Source organism: Enterobacter sp. P82, from assembly GCF_037053385.1.
Lineage (GTDB): Bacteria > Pseudomonadota > Gammaproteobacteria > Enterobacterales > Enterobacteriaceae > Enterobacter.
In genome coordinates, this window is sequence record NZ_JBALHX010000001.1 from 1,287,793 (window position 1) to 1,303,790 (window position 15,998).

General features: G+C 53.1%; 20 protein-coding genes and 1 pseudogene. 6 read left to right on the top strand and 15 right to left on the bottom strand.

From position 1 onward, the window contains the following. Positions 1-7: 7 nt before the first annotated feature. From WB237_RS05935 to WB237_RS05970, 8 genes and pseudogenes are all read right to left on the bottom strand, one after another. On the bottom strand, positions 8-538 hold the full coding sequence (locus tag WB237_RS05935; RefSeq protein WP_336211395.1) for a DUF3833 domain-containing protein: 531 nt from the start codon (positions 536-538) through the stop codon (positions 8-10). Further along, the gene (locus WB237_RS05940; RefSeq protein WP_336211398.1) at positions 535-1,059 is read right to left on the bottom strand and encodes a hypothetical protein; all 525 of its coding nucleotides are present in this window, start codon (positions 1,057-1,059) and stop codon (positions 535-537) included. The genes WB237_RS05935 and WB237_RS05940 overlap by 4 nt, the downstream gene beginning before the upstream one ends. Beyond that, entirely contained in the window at positions 1,056-1,541 is a 486-nt protein-coding gene (locus WB237_RS05945; RefSeq protein WP_336211401.1) for a DUF2878 domain-containing protein, read from the bottom strand. The genes WB237_RS05940 and WB237_RS05945 overlap by 4 nt, the downstream gene beginning before the upstream one ends. Further along, positions 1,538-2,758 (bottom strand): cyclopropane-fatty-acyl-phospholipid synthase family protein, encoded by a 1,221-nt coding sequence (locus WB237_RS05950; RefSeq protein WP_336211404.1) that lies wholly within the window; start codon positions 2,756-2,758, stop codon positions 1,538-1,540. The genes WB237_RS05945 and WB237_RS05950 overlap by 4 nt, the downstream gene beginning before the upstream one ends. Further along, on the bottom strand, positions 2,755-3,477 hold the full coding sequence (locus tag WB237_RS05955) for a DUF1365 domain-containing protein (RefSeq protein WP_336211406.1): 723 nt from the start codon (positions 3,475-3,477) through the stop codon (positions 2,755-2,757). The genes WB237_RS05950 and WB237_RS05955 overlap by 4 nt, the downstream gene beginning before the upstream one ends. A 1-nt stretch (position 3,478) precedes the next feature. After that, positions 3,479-4,738, bottom strand: a complete 1,260-nt coding sequence (locus tag WB237_RS05960) for an NAD(P)/FAD-dependent oxidoreductase (RefSeq protein WP_336211408.1) — start codon at positions 4,736-4,738, stop codon at positions 3,479-3,481. Next, on the bottom strand, positions 4,735-5,454 hold the full coding sequence (locus WB237_RS05965; RefSeq protein WP_336211410.1) for an SDR family NAD(P)-dependent oxidoreductase: 720 nt from the start codon (positions 5,452-5,454) through the stop codon (positions 4,735-4,737). Before WB237_RS05965 ends, WB237_RS05960 begins: the two co-directional genes overlap by 4 nt. Then, positions 5,451-5,884 (bottom strand): annotated as a pseudogene (locus WB237_RS05970) (nuclear transport factor 2 family protein). Before WB237_RS05970 ends, WB237_RS05965 begins: the two are co-directional and overlap by 4 nt. 259 nt (positions 5,885-6,143) lie before the next feature. On the opposite strand from WB237_RS05970, the gene WB237_RS05975 reads away from it, so the two are divergent. After that, the gene (locus WB237_RS05975) at positions 6,144-6,722 is read left to right on the top strand and encodes a phosphoglycerate mutase family protein (RefSeq protein ID WP_336211413.1); all 579 of its coding nucleotides are present in this window, start codon (positions 6,144-6,146) and stop codon (positions 6,720-6,722) included. A gap of 43 nt (positions 6,723-6,765) precedes the next feature. On the opposite strand, the gene WB237_RS05980 is transcribed toward WB237_RS05975, so the two are convergent. The 3 genes from WB237_RS05980 to WB237_RS05990 all read right to left on the bottom strand — a co-directional run bounded on the left by WB237_RS05980 (position 6,766) and on the right by WB237_RS05990 (position 9,251). After that, positions 6,766-7,596: an oxidoreductase gene (locus WB237_RS05980; RefSeq protein ID WP_336211415.1), complete on the bottom strand. Its 831-nt coding sequence runs from the start codon at positions 7,594-7,596 to the stop codon at positions 6,766-6,768. A 116-nt stretch (positions 7,597-7,712) separates the two neighbouring features. After that, the gene (locus WB237_RS05985; RefSeq protein ID WP_336211418.1) at positions 7,713-8,720 is read right to left on the bottom strand and encodes an AraC family transcriptional regulator; all 1,008 of its coding nucleotides are present in this window, start codon (positions 8,718-8,720) and stop codon (positions 7,713-7,715) included. Between the two features lie 39 nt (positions 8,721-8,759). Continuing rightward, positions 8,760-9,251: an OsmC family protein gene (locus tag WB237_RS05990; RefSeq protein WP_028017503.1), complete on the bottom strand. Its 492-nt coding sequence runs from the start codon at positions 9,249-9,251 to the stop codon at positions 8,760-8,762. A 121-nt stretch (positions 9,252-9,372) separates the two neighbouring features. Between WB237_RS05990 and WB237_RS05995 the strand changes: the two genes are divergently transcribed. After that, positions 9,373-10,023, top strand: a complete 651-nt coding sequence (locus WB237_RS05995) for a GntR family transcriptional regulator (RefSeq protein ID WP_336211422.1) — start codon at positions 9,373-9,375, stop codon at positions 10,021-10,023. A 12-nt stretch (positions 10,024-10,035) separates the two neighbouring features. On the opposite strand, the gene WB237_RS06000 is transcribed toward WB237_RS05995, so the two are convergent. Beyond that, on the bottom strand, positions 10,036-10,614 hold the full coding sequence (locus WB237_RS06000) for a TetR/AcrR family transcriptional regulator (protein WP_336211425.1): 579 nt from the start codon (positions 10,612-10,614) through the stop codon (positions 10,036-10,038). Positions 10,615-10,717: 103 nt separating this feature from the next. On the opposite strand from WB237_RS06000, the gene WB237_RS06005 reads away from it, so the two are divergent. Continuing rightward, positions 10,718-11,185, top strand: coding sequence for a nuclear transport factor 2 family protein (locus WB237_RS06005; RefSeq protein ID WP_336211428.1), 468 nt, complete (start codon positions 10,718-10,720; stop codon positions 11,183-11,185). A gap of 40 nt (positions 11,186-11,225) precedes the next feature. Here the strand turns inward: WB237_RS06005 and WB237_RS06010 are convergent, their stop codons facing one another. Beyond that, on the bottom strand, positions 11,226-11,732 hold the full coding sequence (locus WB237_RS06010) for an ester cyclase (RefSeq protein ID WP_442892502.1): 507 nt from the start codon (positions 11,730-11,732) through the stop codon (positions 11,226-11,228). Positions 11,733-11,781: 49 nt separating this feature from the next. After that, positions 11,782-12,909, bottom strand: coding sequence for an alkene reductase (locus WB237_RS06015; RefSeq protein WP_336211431.1), 1,128 nt, complete (start codon positions 12,907-12,909; stop codon positions 11,782-11,784). Positions 12,910-13,008: 99 nt separating this feature from the next. Between WB237_RS06015 and WB237_RS06020 the strand changes: the two genes are divergently transcribed. Beyond that, positions 13,009-13,920: a LysR family transcriptional regulator gene (locus WB237_RS06020; protein ID WP_336211435.1), complete on the top strand. Its 912-nt coding sequence runs from the start codon at positions 13,009-13,011 to the stop codon at positions 13,918-13,920. 57 nt (positions 13,921-13,977) lie between these two features. Then, entirely contained in the window at positions 13,978-14,577 is a 600-nt protein-coding gene (locus WB237_RS06025; RefSeq protein ID WP_336211437.1) for an HAD-IB family hydrolase, read from the top strand. A 25-nt stretch (positions 14,578-14,602) separates the two neighbouring features. Here WB237_RS06025 and WB237_RS06030 read toward each other — a convergent pair whose 3' ends face one another. Then, the gene (locus WB237_RS06030; protein WP_336211439.1) at positions 14,603-14,971 is read right to left on the bottom strand and encodes a MerR family transcriptional regulator; all 369 of its coding nucleotides are present in this window, start codon (positions 14,969-14,971) and stop codon (positions 14,603-14,605) included. Positions 14,972-15,067: 96 nt separating this feature from the next. On the opposite strand from WB237_RS06030, the gene WB237_RS06035 reads away from it, so the two are divergent. Then, positions 15,068-15,862, top strand: coding sequence for an SDR family NAD(P)-dependent oxidoreductase (locus tag WB237_RS06035; RefSeq protein ID WP_336211441.1), 795 nt, complete (start codon positions 15,068-15,070; stop codon positions 15,860-15,862). Positions 15,863-15,998 lie beyond the last annotated feature (136 nt).

Below are 15,998 nucleotides of genomic sequence, written 5' to 3' on the forward strand. Positions count from 1 at the left end.
CAGCGAATCACTCCCCCTTCCGGGTAAAGAACAGCGTCACCGTGGCGACGGTGACGCCCAGTTTCTTCATCTCGGTTTTATTGAACAGATGTGTCTCATCCTGCAGGTACATCCAGTCGTCAAACTTGAGCAGCCAGGTACTGCCGTTCGCCTTCACATTCATGCTGTAATGCCAGTTAAAGGCGTTGCCTGCTGCCTGCCCGGTGGCGACCCCTTCAATGTCCCCTGCCGTACCCTCGTAGCGATCGTTCCCCACCCGGCGTATATGCCAGATCCGCTGCTGCTTTTCACCGTCGTCATATACAAAGTGTTCATTGAGCGTTAGCGTATCGCCGATAACATCCCCGGCAATCTCAACGTGGAAACGACGGATCTGTTTGCCGCTGCGATCCTGCACCATCCCCCACGCTTCGGTTTTGCCCTGGAAATAGTGGAAGATATCGAGCCGTGGCTGCTGCTGGCGATACTCGGTCACGTCGGTGCTACAGCCGGCCAGCAGCATCAAGAATGCCAGCGCCATCATCAGGATACGTTTCATTTTTGGCCTCCGATTAACTGCTGACGCAGGTCTGGATACTGCGTGCGTGGGCCAAGCCAGATCGCCAGAAAGCGAGTACTGAATGCTTCTGACTGGCGTGGTCCCAGGGGAATAAAACTTTTCTGGGGAGTGGGTTCGCGATACCAGAACTGCCCCTGCTTATCATTGAGGACAAACGCCAGTTGCGAACCCGGTCTGACATCTGGCCACAGCGACTGAAGCATACGCAGCCAGGCTTCGCTTTGCGGCTCCTGCGCCAGGATCCCCTGAGCCTTCCACTGGTCGCGGGTCGCTTCAACCAGATCTTCGCGATCGATATCGCGCGCATAGGTAATAATTAGCGCCTGATCCTGATTTTCCCGGCTGTATCGACCATCGGGAGTACGCAGCTGAGAGGTATAGACGGTGAACGGTCCCCACGTCAGCGTGGCATCCCCTACCTTACGCCAGGCCAGCCAGTCGACCGCCTGAACCAGAGGGGACATGGTCATCAGCCAGATAAGCAAAACGACAGACCTCATTTTTGTCTCCCCAATAGCAGGTGGAAAAACAGCATCAACACCAGCCAGCCCGGCACCATCCAACTGACGACGATAAAGGTCGGCTCCAGAAACGTGATGGCACCTAGCCGCTCGCCAATCAGGTAGGCCACCGGCCCTCCTGCGGCTGCCAGCAGAGTCAGCAGCCAGCCGGGTAAGGTAGTAGTGAGCGTAAGCTGTGTCCAGACGGTGGCGAACATCAGCCACAATGCCACCATCCATAGCGGTATCAGGGACTCGCTCGTGAAGGAAATCAGCCCCGTTAACGCCCAGAGCGCATCCAGCAGGCAGCCTGCTGCGGCCAGACCGATTGCGTACAGACGGTATGCTGACGGCAACAACAGACAGGCAAGGATCGCCAGCGCGAGCCAGATCATCAGGCCATGTTCTCGAAAGAGCACCACCAGCGCCCAGTAAAGATCGAACGCGATGGCCAGCAGGAAGACCTGAAGGTATCGTTTCATACGCGCTCAGCGGTCAACTGCACCACGCTAATGGTGCGGGCGTTAAACCCGGCTTCGCAGTAGCCAAAGTAGTAAAGCCACATCCGGCGAAAACGCTCATCGAACCCGAGTTTTTCAATCTCCTGCCAGGTATGGATAAAGCGCTGCCGCCAGTGGGCCAGCGTACGGGCGTAGTCAGGCCCCATGTCGAAGAGATTGCGCACCACGAAATCGGTGTGGCGTGTCATCAGCTCATTCATCGCGGTAATGCTTGGCAAGAAGCCGCCGGGAAAAATATAGCGCTGGATGAAATCGACGCTTTTGCTGTAGTCGCGATAGCGCTGATCCTGAATGGTAATGGCCTGAATTGCCATGCGACCTCCCGGACGCAGCCGCGCCTGGCAGGTACGGAAGAACACTGGCAAGTAGCGCTGCCCTACGGCTTCAATCATCTCTATTGAGACCAGCTTGTCATACTGTCCGGTAAGGTCACGGTAATCGCAAAGCAGTACCTCGACGCGATCCTGCAATCCGGCGCGGGCGATCCGCTCCGTCGCCCAGAGATATTGCTCTTTCGACAGCGTGGTAGTGGTTACCCGACAGCCGTAGTGACGAGCGGCGTATTCTGCCATCGCGCCCCAGCCCGTGCCAATCTCCAGCAGGTGATCGGTCTCATTCAGAGCCAGTTGTTCGCACAAACGCGCCATTTTTGCCTGCTGCGCCGCCGTCAGATCCTGCTCGTCCGCGGTAAACAGCGCGCTGGAATAGAGCAGTTCCTTATCCAGAAAATGGGCATAAAAGGTGTTGCCCAGATCGTAATGGGCGGCAATATTTTCACGTGCCTGCGCGCGGGAGTTACGCCGCGTCCAGTGACGTAAGCGCTCCAGAGGCTTGCCGAGCAAACGGAATCCTTTCTCCAGACGGCCAAGTACCTCGCCGTTGAGCGCCAACAGCTCGAGAAGCGGCGTGAGTTGCGTGGTTTCCCATTCGCCGTCCATCCAGGCTTCTGCCGCGGCAAGGCTACCGCCGGTTAAGACACGCCAGTAGACGCCGGGAGAAAGGATTTGCACATCCGCATGCAGCGCGGAGGATGTCTCGCCAAAATGGAAAGTTTGTGCCCCTTCGCGCAGCGTCAGCGAGCCGCCGCGAATACCGCTTAGCAAACGAAAAAGCAGCCAGCGCGCGATGCGGACGTTGCGCGGGATATCGGGTTCAAGCGCAAAGACAGGATCGGTCATGAGCGTTCACTCCTGCTGACGGGATGGTTATACAGCGGCACACGCTTGAGCCACAGGCGCAGCGCCTGCCAGTAAATGGCGAAAACAGTTTTCAGGGTCATGAGCGGGATGCGCAATAGCAGTGAGCGCAGTGCCGGGCGTGTCAGAGGCGCCCGGCGTAGCGCCAGCGTGGCATCGAAAACTTTCCCTTCCTGATGATTTTCAATGTGCATATGCAGCGTGTTGTCCGGGGTGTTAAAGCGCCAGTGATAGACCATGTCCATCGGGTTGAAGGGGGAAACGTGAAACGCTTTTTCCGTGGGCTGCGCATTTTGTCCGTTAACGGCATAGTAATGACGTTCATTCCACGGCGTGTTGCGGACCTCCGCCAGCACCCAGCGCAGCATTCCCTTCCCGTCGTAGCAGTAGTAAAAATTGACCGGATTGAAATGAAAGCCGAAATAGCGCAACTGCGTCAGAAGCATCACCCGCCCGTCCGGGCGTTCTCTGGTCAGGCTTTCCAGCCTGTTCAGCACGTTCTCTTTGAGCGGCGAGCCGAGCGGATAGTCCGCGTCATAAAACGCGGCGGCGGCAAAGCGATTGCGCCGCACGCCGACGGAGGCCAGCAGCGGCAGTTCATCCAGATCCAGCCAGGCCATAAAGACGCTGTAGCGAAATTCATGGGTTTTCGGCTGAAGGCGACGGTGGCGCAGTACGCCATGATAGAGGCAGCTCTTCATCTCAGTTCCCCTCTCCGGACGCTATCGCATTGACCACGTCCAGCGCGCTGCGCACGCCATCTTCATGAAAACCGTTGTACCAGTAGGCCCCACAAAACCAGCTTCTCTGGTGGCCGTTGATCTCGCCCCGCCGCGCCTGTGCCCGCCAACTTTTCGGGTTAAAAAGCGGATGTTCATAAACAAAACGTTGCAGAACGAAGCGTTCATCCATCGGCGTGTCCGGGTTCAGGGTGACGCAGAACAGCGGGCTACCCACAGGCAACCCCTGCAAAATATTCATGTTGTAGGTAACACAGGCGCTGGCCTGCTCGTGTTCGCTCAGGCGGTAGTTCCAGCTGGCCCATGCCCGCTGCCGCACCGGTAGCCAGCGCGGATCGCTGTGTAAAACGACCTCGTTGCGCTGCCAGCCGATATCGCCCAGCACCTCGCGCTCTGCGGGCGTGGGGTCATCAAGCATCGCCAGGGCACTGTCGGAGTGGCAGGCAAAAATGACCTGGTCGAAGGTATGGCTGCCGTTTTCAAGCTGAAGCGTAACTCCGTGCGCGTGGCGGCTCACCCGCTGCACCGGCACGTTGAGGTGTAGCGTCATGCGGTTGCCCAATTTGTCCAGCATGGCGCGGATATACTCCCGCGAGCCGCCGGGTACCACGTACCACTGCGGGCGATGGGTGATATCCAGCAGGCCATGATGGTGAAAGAAGCGTAAAAAGAGCGGCAAAGGGAAACGCTTCATCTCCTGCAACGACGATGACCAGATGGCGGCCCCCATCGGCAGAATGTAGTGGCGAGCAAAAAACGGCGTGAAGCCGTGCTGTTCCAGAAACGTTTGTAGCGTGGCATTCGGGTCCACCTCCCCAGCCAGCGTCTCTTTCGCCAGCCTATTGAAGCGGACGATCTCCCCGAGCAGCCGCCAGAACGTCGGATTCGCCAGATTTCGACGCTGGGCAAACAGCGATGTCAGGGTGTGTCCGTTGTACTCCAGCCCCGTCGCGGGATTGTGCACCGAAAAGCTCATCTGCGTTTTTTGCCCGCTGATGCCCAGCTCGCTGAGTAGCCCCATAAACCGCGGGTAGGTGCGGTCGTTGTAGACGATAAACCCGGTATCGATCGCGTATGTGCCCTGAGGTGTCGTCACGTCAACCGTTGCGGTATGGCCGCCGGGCGTGGCTCCCGCTTCAAACAGCGTCACCCGATGGTGCCCGGCCAGGCGCCAGGCGCAGGTCAGGCCGGCGATGCCGCTGCCGATAATCGCAATGTTCATGAACGCACCATCCTGCGCAGCAGCGCGCGCTGAAGAAACGCAGGCAGTCCGGAGAGTAATCGCATAATCAGGCCGAAACCGTCAGGAAACACGATATGCATTTTTCCTGCCGCCAGCCCCGTGCGGATCGCCTTAACCGCGTCGTCGACAGTCACCCGGCCAGGCATGACAAAATCATTTTTGCGCGTCAGAGGCGTGTCAACAAAGCCCGGAGAAACAACCGTGACAGCAATCCCTTTTGGCTCCCAGTCAAGGCGCAAGCTCTCGGCAAACCAGCTCAGCGCCGCTTTGGACGCGCCGTAGGCCTCCGCGCGTGGGAATGGAAGCCAGTGGGCCATCGAGCTCACCAGCACCACACGGTTGCCGACAGCCATCTGCGACTGCAGCACCTCAAGGCAATTAACCGGGCCGAGGAAGTTTGTCGCCATAACGCGTTCCACCAGCGCCGCATCTACCTCGCCATGATCGAGGTATTCGCAGGTACCGGCGCAAAGAATGACCAAATCGGCATAGCTGCCGGCCAGGGCCTGGCGACAGGCGTCCCTGTCTGTCATGTCGAACAGGCGAACGGTAAGATTGGGGCAACTCTGGTGCAGGGCCTCAAGACGCGCCGGGTCGCGCCCGCAGGCAATCACGTGGTAGCCATCAGCGGCAAATGATTTCGCCAATCCGGCACCAATACCCGAGCTTGCGCCAGTAATGAGTACCGTCTTCATGATTTCACCCTCCGCTTCACGCCTGCACCGCCCAACCAAGCAGAGGAAGGTGTTCGTAGAGCATCTCTCCCGCATCGTAGTAATCACGTTGACGCGTGATGAGATGGTTTTCCGTCTCCACTACCGAACACCCCGGCAGTTCGAGCGGCTCTCCACCCGCAATGCGCGGGTGCGACCAGTGCATTACCCAGGTGACAGCAAAGCGACTTTCGCTGCACAGCGGAGGATCGATAGTGAAACGGCAATCTTCGACATTGGTCAGCAGATGGGTGAAATAGCGCTGAAGCGCAAAAATCCCCTGGTGCTCGCCGAACGGATCGATAAGCGTGGCATTTGAATGATAAAGCTCAGCCAGCACAGAAGGTGGCTGGCTATCCAGTGCGGTGTAGTAATTCACAAAACGACTCACGACAGTGTGCAACGTGCTCATGGGTCACATCCCGGCTGTATATAACGTGGCGTAATCGCATAATTAAAACTTACACAATTGTTGTTATTTGTCCAAGTTTGTATGGGGATTTTTTTTATATCATTTATATTTCAGTTGGTTAAAACTATACTTCGAATGACTAATTATGTAGGCCGGATAGATGCCTTCCCCCTGCTCGTTATATAGAACGCGTGCTCCCCACTAAAACAAGTGGTAGAACATTTTCGCCAGAACGCGCTAGTCTGCCTGCGACGAGTGGATGACAGACGATAAGATTTTTATGGAAATTATTTTGATGCGACATGGAAAGCCCCAATACGCAGGCGCGCCAAAAGTGTCGTGCAGGGAAATGCCGGAGTGGATCGACAACTATAATCTCTCTTCTACAGGCCGCGATATGCCACCGGAAATCAGTAAAGTCCTGACGTATCGCGCACTCACCTTCATCAGCAGTCCGCTTCCGAGAGCCCTCTCATCGTTAAAAACACTGGGGTGTGAACCCGGCTTCATTGATGACGTGTTTCGGGAGGCGGAGCTGCCAGTATTTCGTATTCCGGGATTGCGGTTATCGCCTTTTTACTGGGCAGCGTTATTTCGAGTACTTTGGCTCTGTGGCCTGTCGGGAGAGGTAGAGTGCGTAAGAATGGTAAAAAGTCGTGCCGTTAAGGCCGCAGAGCTCCTCGTGACGGCGGCTAAGGGCTCCGACGGACCCGTCTTGCTCATGGGACACGGGATCATGAACCGGTTTATTGCAAAAGAACTGATCGCAGCAGGCTGGAAAGAACAGACTCGCCCGGGTAAGGGATACTGGGGAGCCGGTGTTTACAGCATTGTGTAGTGGCGCATACGGAGGCCGAGGTTTTTTATCCTCGGCGCTCGGATCATCGGGTCTGGCTAAGAATAACGCGATCGAACAGACGGTCCCCCAACCAGACGCGCATGCGGATGAGCATCTTTGCATACTTGCCGGCAGCATAGCGTGTACGCGGATGAGGACTGTTAACGGCGCGGGCCACCACGTCCGCAATCACCTTCGGGTCGCTGCCTCTGCCATTCCCGTAAGCATTTTTGACCGAGTTCGCCACCTTCCCCACCAGATGACCATAAGGGCCACTAGCTGAACGTTTGACAATACTGCCGCAGACCACTTCACCAAAGCCTGTCTCGATTAAACCCGGTTCAACAATCACAACCTTAATTCCATATTCAGCCACTTCAAGACGCAGACAATCAGACCATCCTTCGAGTGCATGTTTCGTTGCGTGATACCAGGCTCCCAGGGGGGTGTAAATTTTCCCTCCTATCGAAGTGATATTGATAATGTAACCACGGCGTCTGGCGCGCATGGCCGGGAGCAGCAGTTGCGTAAGGCGGGCCGCTCCAAACACGTTCACCTCAAACTGATAGCGAGCTTCATCAATACCGATCTCTTCTACCGGTCCATAGAGCCCAAAACCCGCATTGTTGACCAGTACGTCAACCCCACCTGTCTGCGACACGATGGTATCTACTGCAGCCAAAATGTCTTCATCACGCGAGATATCCATCCGCAGAGCGCGCGCACCAAGCTGGGCGAGATCGTTCATTTTCTCAACGCTACGGGCAGCAGCGTAAACCTGATAGCCATCCTGAATAAGACGACGGGCGATGACTTTGCCCATACCTGACGATGCACCGGTGACCAGCGCGGTTTTCTTGTCCTGAGTAAACATAAATACCTCGGTGAGTAGACTGTCGTTATTTTGCCCTCCTTCGGCCCTACGTTAACTAGCGTACCGCGCCATATGACTCGCAAACTGCGCCATCAGAGCGATAAATATGCACCTGTTTACTCAAGACGCATGGCTGTTCTGGCCGCTTCAGGGGTCTGGCCCGTCCAGGTCATAAATGCGCGATAGAATGAGTTAGGATCTTCAAAGCCAAGCAAAAATGCGATCTCATACCCGGAAAGACGCGTATTACGAAGATAATGACGGGCCAGGTGTTCACGACAAGCATTAACAAGGTTGCGAAAGTTGCCCCCTTCCTGCTCAAGCCTGCGTTGCAGCGTGCGTTTGCTCATTCCCAGACGCTCCGCCGCTTTTTCAATAGTCGCTTCGTTACCGGGAATAAGTTCCAGGAGTACCGCACGAACGCGCTCGGCGGTTGAAGCCAGTTCATTTAACTGACTGAGACGACGCTGAAGTTCTGGTTCAAATACCTGCCACATCCCCTCATTTGCCGTTAAAAACGGCCGAAGAGCATCAGTCGAGGAAAAGCTGATGGCAGGCAGTTCTCCATATTGCACGTCAGTTCCAAAGAAATGGGAAAAGTAGCTGTTCTGAACCGCTGACGGCAGTGCAGAGACACGGACCTGTAAGGGGTTAACCGGTTCGCGGGTCCCCAGCCGCAGAAGCTTGAGCAGGAAGCCCAGCTCTGCCACCTGCAGAGACGGCGGTATAGCTATCGCATAGAGCCAGCGCGGTGAAACGGTAAGTATGCCGTTTTGTTCCACCGTTGTTTCCAGAACCATGGGTGCAATAAGCTGTTTATATCTGGCCAGACGCTGGACAGCCTGCATCATATTGCTGCTACACAGTGCGGCAAAAAGTGGTGGATCAAACACATCCGCTGAGATCAACTCAATGAGCGGTACGGGAAAGGCAGGATCGTTCGTTTCGGCCTCCATCGCGTTCCAGAAGCGGATGTATTCATGTGTATCGAGTCCGCGCGCTTTTTGCAAAAAGAGATCGTCAGGTAATCCTGCCCTGCGGAGAATGCGTACTGGCTCAAGCCCCGCGTCTTTCAGCAGCGTTTTCCAGCTTATATCGAGAGCGAAAGTACGGTTACAGGCCATTTGCTCATTTCCGGTGTGAAGGTTATTCAACGCTTAGCGTTATTGCTCATCGACGTGTGAGCTGGCGCTATGCAGTATTGTTGGCTCGCACGTCACAGGGAAATTCAGCGAGTTAGCAATAAAGCAAAGCTCATGCGCGCGGTGATGAAGTGCCACAGCGCGATCGATATCATCCCCAGGACGAAGCGTAATGTCGGGCTTGAGCACAATAGAGGTGAAACATCCCTTTTCTCCTTCGCGCATCGTTCCTTCCGCCCGGTCAATATAGGTATAAACGCTTATCCCCGCTTCAGCGCAAAGATGCAAATACCATAATTTGTGACAGGCAGAGGCTGACGCGACAAGAAGATCTTCAGGATTCCAGCATGATGCATCACCAAGAAATGCAGGGTCTGATGAACCTGCAATCGGAGATTTATCGCCCGCCGTGATGTCATAAAGCCGATCATAGGCTTTATAGGCTTCCGTCCCACGGCCTTTATTCCCTTTCCACTCAACCTTAACCTGATAATGATGTTCACGATGGCTCATCTTGATACTCCCGATAATGATATCCGATGGGTTGTACTCCCGATGTTTGTTCGCACATCCCCTGACTCGACGTAAGCTAGCAGATGGTATACCATTATTCCATCTTTTCAGGAGAAACAGTATGCAACTGAACGCCATTTCGACCCCGGACGTGCTCGCCAGTAAATTAAGAAAGATGATCAACAGCGGACGTCTGCGTGATGGAGAAAGGCTTGTTGAAAGGGATCTCGCCAGTTATTTTTCTGTCAGCCGAATTCCCATGAGAGAAGCGATCAGACAGCTTGAACGCGATGGGCTAGTGGAAATTTTCAGGAATCGCGGCGCTGTTGTCAGAACGCTATCCGTTGAGGATCTGGATGAGATTTACTCCCTACGCGCCTTGCTGGAAGGTGAAGCCGTCTTTCAGAGCGCGAAAATGGTGAACTCTGATACGCTGGCGAGAGCAGAACTGACGCATACGCTGCTCGCCAGAACGACTGAATTTGAAATGCAGGGCGCACTAAACCGGGAGTTCCACGATCTTATCTACAGTGGGTGCAAAAACCAACGCCTGCTGAAGTTGATTAATGATACCCGCAATCAGATAGAGCGATATGAATATCTCCAGCGAAAGCTCCTTTCCGAAACCCCAGTTTTTCAGGATGACCATGCAGGCATCCTTACAGCCTGCAAGGAACGGGATGCAGAGAAAGCACGGGCTGAAGTCATGCGACATATTCATAGTGCAGGAGAAATACTGAAAACGTTCATCAGCCGCCGCGTTGAGGGTTAAGGGGAAGTCTCATTAACCCTCTATCAACCCGGCTAATGCCCTCCTCAACGGAGGGATGACATCATCCGTATCCATGCCCATTTGTGCATGGATAATTGCGCCGTCAATGAGCAACATGATTTCGTTGACGACGCGCTCATCCGCGATCTTCGTCAGCAATGCGATAATTTTCTTTGTTTCGATTTTATGATCGCGGCATATCTCTTTTATTTCGCTTTCAATATCTTCCGATTTTGCCTCTGCGCTGGCATTAATAAACGCGCAGCCGTGGAACTCAGGCGAAATAAACCATTCGCAAAGCGTTTCAGATATCGCATCAGAAGGTATTTTACCTTCGACGAGATGTCGACGTAGCGTGGACTCAAACCAGCTAATCCATATTTCATGCCGATAGTGCAAATAGGCAAGAATAAGTAAACTTTTACTCGGGAAATGGCGATAGAAAGTCACCTTCGTCACTTTAGACGCTTTAATCAGCGTATCCACGCCCGTCGCCCTGAAGCCTGTGGAATAAAACAGATCGTGCGCCGTCAGTAATATTTTATCCCTGACGCTGATTTTTGTATCGTTGCTTACGGGGTCTGTTTTCACTTTTCGGTAACCTCAAAACGGATGTTGACAACGTTATTTCACAGGCATAGATTACCGCAAGTAGACAGACCTGTCTACATAATATAATCCTGAGGTAATCGCCATGAACACACGTCCTCCTTTACCGCCCTTCACGCGAGAAAGTGCTATCGAAAAAGTCAGACTGGCAGAAGATGGCTGGAACAGTCGCGACCCGGCGAAAATCGCTCTGGCCTATTCACTTGATACCCAATGGCGCAACCGCGCCGAATTCGCTACCAATCGTGAAGAGGCCCAGGCGTTTCTGGAGCGGAAATGGAAAAAAGAGCTGGATTATCGTCTGATTAAAGAGCTCTGGGCATTTACGGATAACCGGATCGCGGTTCGCTATGCCTATGAATGGCATGATGATTCAGGCAACTGGTTCCGTTCGTACGGCAATGAAAACTGGGAGTTTGAGCCAGATGGGCTCATGAAGCGCCGTTTTGCCTGTATCAACGATATGCCGATCAAGGAATCAGAGCGACTGTTCCACTGGCCGCTGGGCAGACGCCCGGACGATCATCCCTCTTTGAGCGATCTGGGTTTATAGGTTTTTCGCATCACTCCGGGCAGCCCCCGGAGTGATGAATTTACAACGCCCCCAGTTGCTTCATCAGCGTCAGGTTGTCCTCAATATGCCAGTTAGCCACAATTTTTCCGTCACTGATTTCATAAATATCCGTGGCGATAAAATCTATTTTCTGCCCCTTTCCTTTTAGCTTGCCAAATGTCCCGGTGAATGTGCCGTGAAAATGTAAATGGGATACGGCACGGTTACCCGAAATAATCATTTGCTCAACGTCACAGCGTAAATCTGGCACAGCGGTACGAAATGCCCGGGAGGCTAAAATCGCGCCTTCAGGACCTTGCTTACGACCCTCAGGGGGTGTTTTATCAATGAAATTAATCACCAGGGCATTACGGGCCAGGGACTCTTCCCCCGTATTCCAGAACGTTGCATACTCTCTGGCAACATATTCATTCGCCGCTAATTGCGTCTGCGTCAGACTTTTATCGACAATAAGATGTTCCGGTTTCACCAGTTCAATTTGGGCCGAAAATGCAGTTCCCGTGGTACCAGCAAGAATAAGCGCCATTATGCCTGGGGCAAAAATTGTTGAATGTTTCATAATCTCTCTCGACACCTTATTTAGATAACTGCAGATCATTCTCTTGCAGGTTGTATATTGGATAATCGGTATATCCCGTCGCATTGCCACCAAACAATGTGGCAGGGTCACGCACCTGAGCCAGAGGAAACTGGTGCGCCAGCCGGTGAGGTAAATCCGGGTTGGCAATAAACGGCCGTCCGAACGCAATCAAATCGGCATAACCAGCAGCAAGTATTTTTTCCGCTTTATCAAGGTCATAGTTTCCTGCGACGATAAGGGTTCCGCTAAACGTCTCGCGAAGCGATTGACGGAAATGGTCAGGCACCTGAGGCGCATCGTCCCAGTCAGCTTCCGCCAGGTGGATGAACGCGATCCCTTTTTGCTCACACCAGGCCGCGAGAGCGAGTATGGCTTCCGTCACCTGCGGATCGTTCATCCCACGTTGGGTAATAAACGGTGAAAGCCGGATGCCCGTACGCTCGGGACCAATAGCCTCCGCAATCGCGTTCAACACGTCCTGGGCAAAGCGGATCCGGTTAGCAAGCGTGCCGCCATACTCATCCGTACGTTTGTTGGAGGTTTGACGCAGGAACTGGTCGATCAGATAGCCGTTTCCGCCGTGAACCTCTACGCCGTCAAACCCGGCCTGAACGGCATTCAGTGCCGCCTGGCGGTAATCCGCGATGATGCTGTGAATGTCCTTTCGCGAGAGCGTTCTCGGTTGCGGGCAGTCAACCATTTGACCTTCCCCCTGTTCATTCACCACCCACACTTTGGCGTCCGGCGCCAGTGCTGAAGGGGCGACGGGCTGACCATCCTGATGAAAGCTGGCGTGCGACATCCGGCCGACGTGCCAGAGTTGTGAAAAAATCACCCCACCCGCCTGATGCACAGCACCCGTCGTGAGTTGCCATCCTGAAACCTGCTCCGGCGAATGGATACCGGGTGTCCATGAGTATCCCTGGCCCTGAGGCGAGATCTGCGTGGCTTCCGTGATGATCAATCCCGCGCTGGCACGCTGTCGGTAATACTCAGCCATCAGTGAGGTCGGAATATTTCCTGGCTGAAGGGAACGCGCGCGGGTCATCGGCGCCATAACGATACGATTTTTGAGGTTTAGCTCACCTAACCTGTAACGTTCAAAAAGTGAAGTACGGCTCATGATTTCATCTCGAGTGGTTTGGATGAAATCACTTTACAGCTCACACCTTCTTTTGATAATTACAGCAAAAACAGATGCGCTTTTCGGAAAAAATGAATAATGGGCAAACTTGAAGACATGGCATTACTGGTAGAAGTTGCCGAGGCGGGTGGTCTTTCCGCCGCCGGACGACGCCTGTCGCTTTCCCCTGCCACCATGACGGCCAGGTTAAAAGCGATTGAAGAGCGTTACCAGACACGTCTGTTCCATCGTTCTACGCGCGCCATTACGCTGACCCGTGCAGGCGAAGAGTTTTACCATGCCGCGCTTCGCGTGCTGGAAGAGATGCATCACGCCGAGTCGTTACTGACGCAAAAAGAAGGTGTACTCAGCGGCAATATTCGCCTTTCTGCACCCTCTGACTTTGGCAGACAGTATCTTAGCCCCGCCGTTCTTGAATTTTCCCGATGCCATCCTGAAGTGAAATTTTTCATCTACTTAAGGGAGCATGTTGAGGATCTGGTCGCTAACCGGCTGGATATGAGCATTCGCTTCGGCAACCTGCCGGACAGCAGCCTTGTCGTCAGAAATATCCGTCCGAATCATCGGGTGCTGGTCGCCTCCGGGGCGTATCTTAGCGATCGTGGTACCCCCTCCACCTTTGCCGATTTAGCCCAGCACCGGTGCCTGGCACTTGAGTCTCAGGGCGTGGTGATGAACGAATGGCGTTTTGAAAGTGAGGGAGAAGAAACCATCGTACGTATAGAACCTGCCATGGTGTGCGACGACGGAGCATTGCTTCGTCAGTGGGCGCTCAGTGGCGCGGGTATTGCAGGAAAATCGTGGTGGGACGTCAAAGACGATGTTGAGAGCGGTAAGCTCATGGTGCTGTTTGCCGACAGTTTCACCGGGTTTAGCCGTTATGACCGCAAAGATGTCGGGCTGCAGTTTGTTTACCCACAACGCAAATTACAGCCGCTTCAGGTCACGGCATTTAGTCAGTTTTTTCTCGACTGGCTAAAAAACCATTAACGTAATAAACAGTGATATACTCGCCCGTAACAACTCATTATCCCGTCTGAACGGCTTATGACTTCAAATATTGCATTTTTTGATTTCGATGGAACGATAACGTTTTCCGACACCTTCACCCCGTTTATTTATCGGTCTGTTGATAAAAAAACGCTACGGTGTGGAAAGCTGCGCCTTCTTCCCTACATCCTCGCCTATAAAATGGGCGCGTTATCGGGGTCGGTTTTACGGAAAAAAGTGGTAAAAATCGCGTTATCAGGCAAGTCTGAAACTGAATTAAAAAAGGCCGGACTTTTCTACAGTAAAACAGAAATTCCTGCCCTGTTACGGGAGGATGCCATGAAGAAAATCAGCTGGCATAAATCTCAAGGGGATACGGTGGTGGTGGTTTCAGCCTCGCTTGATTTATACCTTAAACCCTGGTGTGAGCAGAATGGGCTGGAACTCTTATGCAGTGAAGTGGCATTTTCAGGTGGAAAAGCAACCGGAAAATACAAGAAGGGTGACTGTAGCGCCCGCTTAAAAAAAACGAAGATAATTGATAATTATGATTTATCTACCTACAAAGACGTCTATGCCTATGGCGATACGAAGGAAGATTTAGACATGCTGTCTCTTGCCTCGAAAAAATTTTATCAGTGGAAAGAAATGGCGTGATCTCGCCATGACATAGCGTAAAAAATCAAAATTCATCGACACAAGGTTGGCCAACCTTATTAATGGCGTTAGTTATCCTGGCTCTGAGTTCAATTAACGCCGCTTCTTTCTCTTCCAGCTGCTGCAACTTGCGGTGCAGAGACGCTTTTTTCTGCTCTGCAGTAAATTTGTCATCGACCCAAACAGCTAAAACGTCTGATATTTCGGCTAAGGTAAAGCCCAGCATTTTGGCATGCTTGATCATTTTCAATCGCTGTAAATCAACCGCGGAATACACTTTGTAGTTGTTGCTACGATTAGGTTGCGGGATATTCTCTAGCAACCCCTGCCTTTCATAATAACGTACCGTCTCTTTTGACAATCCCGTTTTCGCACACAGTTCGCCAATTCGCATCGCGCCACCCTCACCTTGTAAAAATCACGCTTGACCGTGTACCTAAGTGCACGGTTTATCCTGTGTTGCACCTATCAGGGATACGGGATTTAAAATATGAATTCTTTTGATTATACAGGAAAAACAGCGTTGATCACCGGAGCATCATCGGGAATTGGTCGTGATTTCGCCCGGCAACTCGCGAACCGCGGCGTGTCATTGATTCTGATCGCCCGCTCCGAGAAAAAGCTACAGGCGCTTGCTACAGAGCTAGTCAAAACGCATGGTGTATCAATCGCTATTATTGTCCAGGACTTAGTGGAACCAGATGCCATTTCTAACATTACGGAACGGCTGGAAAAATTAAGACGTTACCCCGACATTCTGATCAATTGCGCCGGGTTCGCCACCTATGGTTCCTTCGAAAAACTGTCCATCGATCGTCAGCGTGACGAGATAAACGTGAACTGCCTGGCCCCCGTGGAACTGACTCACGCGATACTACCAGGGATGCTCAAGAAAGGGTCTGGGGTGATCATCAATGTGGCTTCAACCGCAGCGCTACAACCGGACCCCTATATGGCGATTTATGGCGCAACAAAAGCATTTTTGCTCTCCTTCTCAAGTGCGCTTTGGGCAGAATACCGCTCACAGGGTATTCGCATTTTGGCGCTTTGCCCCGGCGCAACGGACACGGCCTTTTTTGATGTGGTCAATGCAGAAGAAGCCTCGGTAGGTAAAAGGATGCCAGCGGATAAAGTCGTCACCCTGGCATTAAGGGCTGTCGATGCTAACCGCAGCTATCTGATTACCGGGTGTGGCAACTGGCTACTGGGGCAGTTACACCGATTCGTAACACGCAAACGTCTGTTGCTCATCGTTGAAAAAATATTACGTCCACGCTCTCCTTAAGCAAAAGACTCTCGTTTCAGTGCAAAGGAATTGCACTGAAACCTTCACACATCGCCACAGATAGATGCCATCGCGCGCGAAAAACAGTGATACACTTACCCCATCTGGTTGATCGTCCCGTCTGAATGGCTTATGA

Coding starts and splice junctions, on each gene's coding strand:
- WB237_RS05935 (WP_336211395.1), bottom strand. CDS start 538: ATGAAACGTATCCTGATGATGGCGCTGGCATTCTTGATGCTGCTGGCC.
- WB237_RS05940 (WP_336211398.1), bottom strand. CDS start 1,059: ATGAGGTCTGTCGTTTTGCTTATCTGGCTGATGACCATGTCCCCTCTG.
- WB237_RS05945 (WP_336211401.1), bottom strand. CDS start 1,541: ATGAAACGATACCTTCAGGTCTTCCTGCTGGCCATCGCGTTCGATCTT.
- WB237_RS05950 (WP_336211404.1), bottom strand. CDS start 2,758: ATGACCGATCCTGTCTTTGCGCTTGAACCCGATATCCCGCGCAACGTC.
- WB237_RS05955 (WP_336211406.1), bottom strand. CDS start 3,477: ATGAAGAGCTGCCTCTATCATGGCGTACTGCGCCACCGTCGCCTTCAG.
- WB237_RS05960 (WP_336211408.1), bottom strand. CDS start 4,738: ATGAACATTGCGATTATCGGCAGCGGCATCGCCGGCCTGACCTGCGCC.
- WB237_RS05965 (WP_336211410.1), bottom strand. CDS start 5,454: ATGAAGACGGTACTCATTACTGGCGCAAGCTCGGGTATTGGTGCCGGA.
- WB237_RS05975 (WP_336211413.1), top strand. CDS start 6,144: ATGACAGACGATAAGATTTTTATGGAAATTATTTTGATGCGACATGGA.
- WB237_RS05980 (WP_336211415.1), bottom strand. CDS start 7,596: ATGTTTACTCAGGACAAGAAAACCGCGCTGGTCACCGGTGCATCGTCA.
- WB237_RS05985 (WP_336211418.1), bottom strand. CDS start 8,720: ATGGCCTGTAACCGTACTTTCGCTCTCGATATAAGCTGGAAAACGCTG.
- WB237_RS05990 (WP_028017503.1), bottom strand. CDS start 9,251: ATGAGCCATCGTGAACATCATTATCAGGTTAAGGTTGAGTGGAAAGGG.
- WB237_RS05995 (WP_336211422.1), top strand. CDS start 9,373: ATGCAACTGAACGCCATTTCGACCCCGGACGTGCTCGCCAGTAAATTA.
- WB237_RS06005 (WP_336211428.1), top strand. CDS start 10,718: ATGAACACACGTCCTCCTTTACCGCCCTTCACGCGAGAAAGTGCTATC.
- WB237_RS06010 (WP_442892502.1), bottom strand. CDS start 11,732: ATGGCGCTTATTCTTGCTGGTACCACGGGAACTGCATTTTCGGCCCAA.
- WB237_RS06015 (WP_336211431.1), bottom strand. CDS start 12,909: ATGAGCCGTACTTCACTTTTTGAACGTTACAGGTTAGGTGAGCTAAAC.
- WB237_RS06020 (WP_336211435.1), top strand. CDS start 13,009: ATGGGCAAACTTGAAGACATGGCATTACTGGTAGAAGTTGCCGAGGCG.
- WB237_RS06025 (WP_336211437.1), top strand. CDS start 13,978: ATGACTTCAAATATTGCATTTTTTGATTTCGATGGAACGATAACGTTT.
- WB237_RS06030 (WP_336211439.1), bottom strand. CDS start 14,971: ATGCGAATTGGCGAACTGTGTGCGAAAACGGGATTGTCAAAAGAGACG.
- WB237_RS06035 (WP_336211441.1), top strand. CDS start 15,068: ATGAATTCTTTTGATTATACAGGAAAAACAGCGTTGATCACCGGAGCA.